The organism is Terrisporobacter muris (genome assembly GCF_024621905.1).
GTDB lineage: Bacteria > Bacillota > Clostridia > Peptostreptococcales > Peptostreptococcaceae > Terrisporobacter > Terrisporobacter muris.
Genome location: NZ_JANKBY010000164.1, coordinates 1 through 7,777 on the forward strand (window position 1 = coordinate 1; position 7,777 = coordinate 7,777).

Annotated in this window: 7 protein-coding genes; 6 read left to right on the forward strand and 1 reads right to left on the reverse strand. The window is 28.4% G+C overall.

Translation table 11 applies throughout. The features are described 5' to 3' along the window. The first annotated feature begins 51 nt into the window (after positions 1-51). The 6 genes from NSA58_RS12410 to NSA58_RS12435 all read left to right on the forward strand — a co-directional run bounded on the left by NSA58_RS12410 (position 52) and on the right by NSA58_RS12435 (position 6,736). The gene (locus tag NSA58_RS12410) at positions 52-534 is read left to right on the forward strand and encodes a deoxycytidylate deaminase (protein WP_039678819.1); all 483 of its coding nucleotides are present in this window, start codon (positions 52-54) and stop codon (positions 532-534) included. A gap of 410 nt (positions 535-944) precedes the next feature. Beyond that, the gene (gene nrdD, locus NSA58_RS12415) at positions 945-3,074 is read left to right on the forward strand and encodes an anaerobic ribonucleoside-triphosphate reductase (protein ID WP_039678820.1); all 2,130 of its coding nucleotides are present in this window, start codon (positions 945-947) and stop codon (positions 3,072-3,074) included. 62 nt (positions 3,075-3,136) lie between these two features. Beyond that, on the forward strand, positions 3,137-3,988 hold the full coding sequence (locus NSA58_RS12420) for a bifunctional 5,10-methylenetetrahydrofolate dehydrogenase/5,10-methenyltetrahydrofolate cyclohydrolase (RefSeq protein WP_039678821.1): 852 nt from the start codon (positions 3,137-3,139) through the stop codon (positions 3,986-3,988). After that, entirely contained in the window at positions 3,988-4,851 is an 864-nt protein-coding gene (gene thyX, locus NSA58_RS12425) for an FAD-dependent thymidylate synthase (RefSeq protein WP_039678822.1), read from the forward strand. The genes NSA58_RS12420 and thyX overlap by 1 nt, the downstream gene beginning before the upstream one ends. 50 nt (positions 4,852-4,901) lie before the next feature. After that, on the forward strand, positions 4,902-5,411 hold the full coding sequence (nrdG, locus tag NSA58_RS12430; RefSeq protein WP_039678823.1) for an anaerobic ribonucleoside-triphosphate reductase activating protein: 510 nt from the start codon (positions 4,902-4,904) through the stop codon (positions 5,409-5,411). 119 nt (positions 5,412-5,530) lie between these two features. Next, a complete protein-coding gene (locus NSA58_RS12435) occupies positions 5,531-6,736 on the forward strand; it encodes a patatin-like phospholipase family protein (protein ID WP_074429482.1) in 1,206 nt (401 codons plus the stop codon). A 37-nt stretch (positions 6,737-6,773) separates the two neighbouring features. Here NSA58_RS12435 and NSA58_RS12440 read toward each other — a convergent pair whose 3' ends face one another. After that, positions 6,774-7,748, reverse strand: a complete 975-nt coding sequence (locus tag NSA58_RS12440) for a tocopherol cyclase family protein (RefSeq protein ID WP_039678825.1) — start codon at positions 7,746-7,748, stop codon at positions 6,774-6,776. Between the last annotated feature and the right edge of the window lie 29 nt (positions 7,749-7,777).

The following is a 7,777-nucleotide window of genomic DNA, read 5'->3' on the forward strand; positions in this document are numbered from 1 at the left end:
AAAAATATATAATACAAAATTAAGCGGATAATTATATAAAAGGAGAAAATAATGAAGAGAACAGATTACATATCATGGGATGAATATTTTATGGGGATATCTTTATTATCAGGAATGAGAAGTAAAGATCCATCAACACAAGTTGGTGCTTGCATAGTAGATAAAAATAATAGAATAGTATCGATTGGTTATAATGGTTTTGTTAATGGATGTAGTGATGAAGATTTTCCATGGGAAAGAGAAGGGGATTTTCTTCAAACTAAATACCCATATGTAGTTCATGCAGAACAAAATGCAATTTTAAATGCGAGAGGAAAGTCTTTAGAGGGGTGCAGTATTTATGTTAATTTATTCCCTTGTCATGATTGTGCTAGAAATATAATTCAATCTGGTATAAAAAAGGTATATTATTTAGATGATAAATATGCACAAACAGATTCAACAAAAGCATCTAAATATATGTTTGAAAAAGCAAAAGTGCAATGCATAAAATTAGAACCAAGTATAGAAAAAATAGAAATCGTATTTAAATAAAATTAATTAAAAGAAATATATTATGATGAATTTCATTTTATATTTCTTTTTTTGTGTGAAAATACAGTTAGAATTATTTGATTTTTAATTAATATGAAATAATGAATTTTTGTAAAATTATGTAAAAAATTATAAAAAAATTTCAATGTATTTGTACACCTTAATCTTAGGTTGGTGGCTAAAAATTTAAAAAGTATTGACAAAAATAAAGTTGGAAAATTAAAAATAAATCACTTGATTAAACACCATATGTAGTATAGAATATACAAGGTGATTACTATATATAGTGTTTTATTAAAAGGATAATGGGTATGAAACTTCTATAAAAGTCAATAGGTTTACATAAAAAGATTAAAAAATTAATTTATATAGATAAGAATAGATATCATTCTGATCAAAAGGAGATGCTTATGAAAACAGAGTTAAATATAATCAAAAGAGATGGAAAAGTTGTAAAATTCGATAAAAATAAGATTGAATATGCTATATTAAAAGCGATGAAATATGGTAGTGGAGTGTATATACCAGAAATAGCCAAAGAAATAGCTGAAGATATAGAAGCTATTTGTATGGAACGTGATACGAGTGCAACAGTTTATAAAGTAGAAGAAATGGTGTATACAAAGTTAATTGATTATAAGCAAAAACTGACAGCTAAAGCATATGAAGGATATAGAGCAGTACAATCATTTAAGAGAACGATAAATACAACAGACGATAGCATCCTAGGCTTGTTAGATAAAAGTAATGAAGATGTTTTAAATGAAAATTCAAATAAAAATGGTGTATTAGCTTCTACTCAAAGGGATTTAGTAGCAGGAGAGGTATCTAAAGATATGTCCAGAAGAAAGCTAATACCTGCCCATATAGTTCACGCACATGACGAAGGTGTTCTTCATTATCATGATATGGACTATGCAATGCAGCCGATACATAACTGTATGTTAATTAACTTAGAAGATATGTTAACTAATGGAACAGTTATTAATAATAAATTAGTAGAGTCTCCAAAATCTTTTGGAACAGCATGCACTATAGTTACTCAAATTATAGCCCAAATAGCAAGTGCTCAATACGGTGGAAATACAATAACAATAAAACATATAGCACCATTTTTAAGGGTATCGTACAATAAATATTTAAATAAATACAAACAAAAATACTCTCTTGAGATGGCTGAAGAACTAGCTGAAGAGAGGATGATGGAAGAATTAAAATCAGGTATACAAACTGTTAGATATCAGTTGTCAACTCTTCATACGAGTAATGGTCAGTCACCATTCTGTACTATATATTTAGAAATAGAAGAAGGTCATGAATATGAAAGAGAAATGGCATTAATTTGTGAAGAAATGATAGTACAAAGATTAGAGGGAATGAAAAACTATAAAGGTCAAGTAATAGGTGAAGAGTTCCCTAAATTAGTTTACTTATTAGATGAACACAACTGTTTAGAAGGTGGGAAATACGATTATATAACAAAACTTGCTGCAAAATGTAACACAAAACGATTAGTACCTGATTATCAAAGTGCAAAAATGATGAGAAAAAATTATGATGGAGAAACATTCCCTCCAATGGGTTGCAGATCACACTTAAGTAACTGGAAAGATGAAAATGGAAATTATAAATGGTACGGAAGATTCAATCAGGGGGTTATCTCTTTAAACTTAGTACAAGTTGCATTAACAGCAGAAAAAGATATGAATAAATTCTGGAATATATTAGATGAAAGATTAGATCTTTGTAAAGAAGCATTAATGGTTAGACATAATTTATTAAAAGGGACAACATCTGATATATCACCAATTCACTGGCAACATGGTGGAATAGCTAGGCTTGAAAAAGGTGAGAAAATTGATTCTTTACTAGATGGCGGGTATTCAACGCTTTCTCTAGGATATGTTGGTATATATGAAATGACTCAAGCAATGCTTGGGGTATCTCATACAACAAAAGAAGGTGAAAAGTTTGCCCTTCAAGTAATGAATTATTTAAGTGATAAATGTAGCGAGTGGAAAAAAGAAACTGGACTTGGATTTGGTCTTTATGGAACTCCAGGAGAAAGTTTAACTTCAAGATTCTGCAGAATAGATAAGCAAAAGTTTGGAGAAATAAAAAATGTAACAGATAGAATGTACTATACAAACTCATATCATGTTCATGTTTCTGAAGAAATAGATGCTTTCTCTAAATTAAAGTTTGAGAGCAAATTCCATGATATAAGTTTAGGCGGATGCATAAGTTATGTAGAGGTTCCAGATATGAGTAAAAACTTGCCAGCTGTTGAACAAATCATAAACTATATTTATCATAATATACAATACGCTGAAATAAATACTAAGCCAGATGTTTGCTTCGCATGTGATTATACTGGAGAAATAAAGTTAGATGATAATTTAGAATGGTATTGTCCAAACTGTGGAAATAAAGATAAAGATGAAATGCAAGTTATGAGAAGAACTTGTGGTTATATAGGATCAAATATGTGGGGTAAAGGTCGTACACAAGAAATTGGAGAAAGAGTATTACATTTATAGAGGAAAAGGTGCTTGTGCGCCTTTTCTATTGTACATAAAGATATTAAAAGGAAGGTAAGTAAATGACATTACTAGATGCTAGACAATTAGTAACAAAAAAAATAGCTGAATTAAAATACAGAGTAAATAAATTAAGTAAAAAACCTTCTCTAGTAATAATTAGAGTAGGAGAAGATTTTGCAAGTGGAAAATATGTATCAAATAAAATTAAAAAGTGTGAAGAAGTTGGAATAGATTCCAAAATAATTCATTTAGATGAAAATGTTAGTCAAGATGAAGTAGAAAAAATTATTATAGATTTAAATAAAGATAAAGGTGTAACAGGCGTTCTATTACAACTACCGATACCGAAGCATTTAGATGAAGATTACCTTACAAATCTTATTAAAGATGAAAAAGATGTGGATGGATTTACTGTAGGAAATATGGGTAAATTAGCACTTAATTTAGATGGAAATGTAGCATGTACTCCTAGGGGGATAATGACATTATTAAAAGAATTCGAAATAGATATTGAAGGTAAGGACATTCTTATAATAAATCGTTCTAGTATAGTTGGAAAGCCGTTGGCACAATTATTTTTGAGAGAAAATGCCACAGTGACTATAGCACATAGTAAAACTAAAAATTTAAAGGATAAGATTGCATCAGCGGATATAGTTGTCACAGCAGTAGGAAAAGCTAATTTCCTAAGAACAGAAGATTTTTCTAATAATACTACAATCATAGATGTATCAATTAACTTTAATGAAGAAGGAAAAATGTGTGGTGATGTGTGTAAAGAAGATTATCATGCTATAGTAAATGAAAAACAATGTAACTTGACTCCTGTACCAAATGGGGTAGGTCAAATGACTGTAATAGAATTAATTGAACAAACAATAGAAATTGCTGAAAAAGAGGAGAGTAAATAATGGAAACAAAATTAAGAGTAAAACTTATATCACACACAATGAATCCAGAGCTTGTTATAGCTACAGCAGGTAAGCTTTGTTATTCACCATCAAATATTGATGATTTAATGGAAAAGCAAACACCAGAAAGTATTGAAAGATTTGTAAATATGATTACTTCTATTGGTCATGGAAGCGTGCTAGAACATACTAGCTTTACTTTTGCTATAGAAGGAGTATCTAGAAGCTTAACACATCAATTAGTTAGACATAGAATAGCATCTTATAGCCAACAATCTCAAAGATATGTTAAAGAAACTCAGTTTGAATACGTAATTCCACAAGATATAAAAAATAATCCTATATTAGAGCAGAGCTACAAAAATCATATGGAAGATAGTCAAAGATTATATGACGATATAGTTGATAAATTAATATATGATTATGTTTATAATGAGGAAATGTACGGTAAATTAATAGATATTCAACTGAAAAAATGTAGTATAGATAAAGATGAATTTGAAGTATGGAAAGAAGAACATAAATCGTGTGAAAATTTCGTAGAATCATTAAGAACATCATATAAAAAGCTATGTTCAACTTTAGAAAAGAAAGCAATTGAAAATGCTAGATATATATTCCCAAATGCTTGTGAAACAAAAATAATATGTACAATGAATTTAAGAAGTTTAATAAACTTCTGTCATCATAGATGTTGTAGAAGAGCACAGGAAGAAATCAATAAATTAGCATGGGCCATGGTAGACGAAGTTGAAAAAGTAAGTACATTATTTGCTAAAACTCTTGGGGCAAGTTGTCAATTTGGACCATGTCCAGAAGGTACTATGTGCTGTATGATGCCTTATGAAAAAAAGAATAAATAAGGTTAAATTTTAGTTTTAAAAATTCCAAATACTAAAAGGAGCATAATAATATGAGAATAAATAGAATTAAAGATAATGATATAGCAAATGGATTTGGGATTACTATGTCTCTTTGGACCCAAGGTTGTCCTCACCATTGTAAAGGATGCTTTAATGGAGAGACTTGGAGCTTTACAGATGGAGAAGAGTTTACTGAAGATAAACTAAATTATATTATAGATAATATTGATAAACACAATATAAAAAGAGATTTATCCATATTAGGAGGAGAACCTCTTTGTCCCGAAAATATTGAGGGAGTTATTTATGTATGTAAGACATTTAAAGATAAATATCCAGATAAAAAAATATATTTGTGGACAGGTTATACTGTTGAAAACTTTAATGAAGCTCAAAAAGAAATTTTTAAATATGCAGATATTTTAGTAGATGGCAAGTTTGAAGAAGATAAAAAAAATATATCTCTTATATTAAGAGGATCATCAAATCAAAGGGTTATAAATACTAAAGAAACAATAAAAGAAAATCAAGTAATATTATTTGAGTTAGATAATAAATAATATAAAAAGGAGCTATTAAATAGCTTCTTTTTTTGAAATTAAATTACTTATAAATCTAACAAGTTGCTATAATATAAATTAAAGAAGAAAATTACTCTTAATGGGGGAGATGATAGCTTATGTTAGGGGTAGCTTTAGAAGGTGGTGGAGCAAGAGGCGCATTTCATATTGGAGCAATTAAAGCTTTATTAGAAGAAGGGTATGAAATAGATGGAATAGTGGGAACATCTATAGGTGCTTTTAATGCAGCTATGGTTGCTCAGGGCGACTTTGAAAAATGTTTTGATATGTGGAGTAATATTACACCACAACAACTATTTGATATAGAAGATAGGCATATGGCAAATGTAATAAATAGAAACCTTGATATAAAAACAATATCCTATTTTTCCGGCGAAGCAAAGAAGATAATTGCTAATAGAGGAATCGATACAGAAAATTTACGAAAAGTTGTAGATGAACTAGTTGATGAGGAAAAATTAAGAAATAGTAATATAGATTTTGGACTCGTTACTGTTGAATTAGGGCCTTTAAGTCCCATAGAAGTATTTAAAGAAGATATTCCAGAGGGAAAAATAAAAGACTATATAATGGCAAGTGCTAGATATCCAGGATTAAAAATGGAACCACTAGATGGCAAGGCGTATTTAGATGGAGGGCTTTATGATAATTGTCCAGTTAGTCTTTTAGCAAAAAAAAATTATGATAAGATAATAGCTATAAGATTAAACTCTAGTAGAAAATTGAAACATGTTGATGAAAATACTAATGTTGTTGAAATTCAACCCTCTATGGATTTGGGAGGAACATTTATTTTCACAAAAGATTTAGCTCACAGAAATATTAAACTTGGTTATTATGATGCAATTAAGGCTATAAGAAAGTTAAGGGGAAGAGAGTATTATATAGAACCAGTAGATGATGACCTAATTTTTAATAAGCTTTTAGAATTACCTGATGACTTAATTTTAGATATAGGAAGAAGTATGGGACTAGAAGATATTCCTGTCAAAAGAATGTTGTTTGAATTTATATTACCTAATATATCTAAGTATTTAAATTTAAATAAAGAAGATAATTATCAAGATATCATTATTGCCCTTTTGGAAAATATGGCAAAGGAAAGACAAATAGAGAAGTTTAAAATATATTCTTTGTTAGATTTTTTAAATCTAATAAAAGATAATGAAAAAGAAGGGAATTTTCATAATAAAATACAACTTAGTTTGAGAGGATTAAAAAGAAAAGCAATTGAAAATTTTACTCAAGTAAATGTTGATATTATAAATGAAAAATTATTATGTTTGTTAGATGAAGAAGAATAAAAAACAGATAAGTTTGTTTTTCAAACTTATCTGTTTTTTACTTGAAAAGTTCGGAAAAATTTCCTCCATATTCAATTCCAGCACTAAGACCAATATCTTCAAATATTTTTTTATTTAATTTAGTATCTTCTAGAAGAATATAAACTTGACCATTTATGGTTTCTTTTACAGTGGATTTCATTGAGCCTTTATTAGGAGCTTTTAAGACTAAGAAATCTTTTTGATTTGTAAAAGTCTTTAGGGTTAATTTTAGATTCTTTTTAGTTACAGTTAAGGAGATATCATCACCAAAATGCTGTATATTAATTTTACTATGATTAATTGTAGTAAAACTGTAGAAATCATTTTCTAAGGTAACACCTATAAGAAAACCAGTGAAGTTCTTTATTGGAAAAGGTATAGTTCCTATAGAACAACTTACAGAAGCTTTTCTACTTTTAAAAGAGTTACTTTGAATCCATAACCAAGATTTTGGGAAACTCTTGCCCCAATTTTTTTCGATATATATTTTTCCACCTGTAAAATCTATATTTACACCATTAATATTTAAATCTCCTACAATAGATCCGTTTAGAACACAGACTTGTGAATAGCATTCCATAAATTTTAAATAATTATAAAATCCCATACTACCAGGATTAATAATACTATCAGGCCATTTAACTAAGTTTTTAAATATTAGATTACCGTGGATATTTAAATTATTGTAAGCTATGGATAGATTCATACTTCTCAAAGTAAATATATTAGAATTAATACATACCCTAAATTTACTATTATTATATTTAAAATCATTTATATTATAAGATAGATAATTAAAATTAGACTCCTTTCCATTTATAACTTGTATAAAACAGTGATGATCAGATTTGTCATTACCATAAGAGACACCAGGAATTATAGCAAGTTTGTAATCATTTTTTTTATCAACTATTTTGAAGTACCATCCTTCGAAGAAGTTTTTACTCTTATGTTTTCCATGATATAAATTGGGATTAAAATTTTCTTTCATAAAAAGTACCTCCTGCTTATATCATTATA

Bases quoted from the DNA above. Each gene is read 5' to 3' on its own strand.
- NSA58_RS12435 (WP_074429482.1), top strand. From the start codon at position 5,531: ATGTTAGGGGTAGCTTTAGAAGGTGGTGGAGCAAGAGGCGCATTTCAT.
- nrdG (WP_039678823.1), top strand. From the start codon at position 4,902: ATGAGAATAAATAGAATTAAAGATAATGATATAGCAAATGGATTTGGG.
- NSA58_RS12410 (WP_039678819.1), top strand. From the start codon at position 52: ATGAAGAGAACAGATTACATATCATGGGATGAATATTTTATGGGGATA.
- NSA58_RS12420 (WP_039678821.1), top strand. From the start codon at position 3,137: ATGACATTACTAGATGCTAGACAATTAGTAACAAAAAAAATAGCTGAA.
- thyX (WP_039678822.1), top strand. From the start codon at position 3,988: ATGGAAACAAAATTAAGAGTAAAACTTATATCACACACAATGAATCCA.
- nrdD (WP_039678820.1), top strand. From the start codon at position 945: ATGAAAACAGAGTTAAATATAATCAAAAGAGATGGAAAAGTTGTAAAA.
- NSA58_RS12440 (WP_039678825.1), bottom strand. From the start codon at position 7,748: ATGAAAGAAAATTTTAATCCCAATTTATATCATGGAAAACATAAGAGT.